The 1,231-nt window shown below is 46.2% G+C and carries 2 protein-coding genes; one reads left to right on the top strand and one right to left on the bottom strand.

Going from position 1 to position 1,231, the window contains the following annotated elements:
- On the top strand, positions 1 to 847 hold an 847-nt coding region (locus R7Q47_RS25195), incomplete at its 5' end, for a DUF2955 domain-containing protein (RefSeq protein WP_318090058.1).
- Positions 848 to 872: 25 nt separating this feature from the next.
- Here R7Q47_RS25195 and R7Q47_RS25200 read toward each other — a convergent pair.
- The coding region (locus tag R7Q47_RS25200; RefSeq protein WP_318090060.1) for a PilZ domain-containing protein at positions 873 to 1,231 on the bottom strand (359 nt) is incomplete at its 5' end.

The raw sequence follows: 1,231 nt of genomic DNA on the forward strand, positions 1-1,231 counted from the left end.
CTTCTCCGCTGTTGTTTGTGGGCTAGAGGTTGGCATTTTGGGGGGCTTGTTTGGTAGTCATCCGGTGTTGATGACCTTGATTGCATTCTGCTTGTTTCTTTACAAGTTTGCTTGTATGTCAAAAGGGAGTTTGTTTCTATTTGGCGCGAACAGTGTGCTTAGCTTGAGTATCATGCTGCACTTTGCTAGTTACCCGACAACGGATCTGAATGATCTTATTTTTAGTAACTTACAGGCGAACGTTTTGTCCATCATTGTGGCGTATTTAGTGACGTTTTTGATTCCAGATGCGGAACCTCGTCAACCGCCGCCAAAGCCTTCACAAGCCAAACAAAGCCATCGGATGCGACATGAGGCTCTTATGGGGGCGAGTATTGCAACCATGTCCTTTTTGGTGTTTCAGATCTTTGATTTGAACGATTCCATGTCAGCGCAGGCGACAACCTTGTTGCTCCTGTTTCCAATGCACTGGAATGGCGCCTTAGGTTACGCTCGTAAACGGGCGATGGGCACATTGCTAGGCGTGACCTTTGGTATCGTCGGGCAGCTCATTTTGTATGATTGGTCAGATACTTTGCTGTTTATTGTGCCGTTACTTTGGATTGGCGCGATGATATTCAGTTACATGCATGTGAAAGAATCCAGTGGTTCAGGTGCGGGCTTTGGAGGCCTCACTACTTTAGGGATCTTATTCGGACAGTATCTCACGCCCGATGGTGATCTGATTTTTAGTGCTTTGTATCGAGTCAGCAGCATACTGTTTGCCACCGTGGTCACTTTGCTTGTTACTTATGCTGTGCATCGGTTACTCAACAGCTTTGCCGCAACGCGCTTTAGTCAATCATAGCCTTGACGCGTCTCAGTTCACTAAATCATACGTTGCTGGTCAGAAAGGACTGTTCCAGCAACTTGGTTTTCAAATCTTCAGTCATAGTAATGGGTTGCTCGAATCGAATGCCTATCACCCAGCCTTTGGGTTGCTTCTTTATATTGGCGATCAAGCAAGGATTTTCCTCTCCTATATGAATGCTAAGAGGTGATACCACCGAAACTCGGTCTCCAACCTTAAACTCAGGTTCAATAAAGGTCTGAACACCGACGCCTGCCAGTGAAAAATCAACCAAACTGCCGTCATAAATATTGCCGCTGTGATCGATGGTACAGTCCATTTGTAGCTTGTAACGCTCGTGCTCTCTAACAGGCTTAGTTGCAAACGTACCGGGTATGCGAA

Source organism: Vibrio sp. Vb0349, from assembly GCF_033338975.1.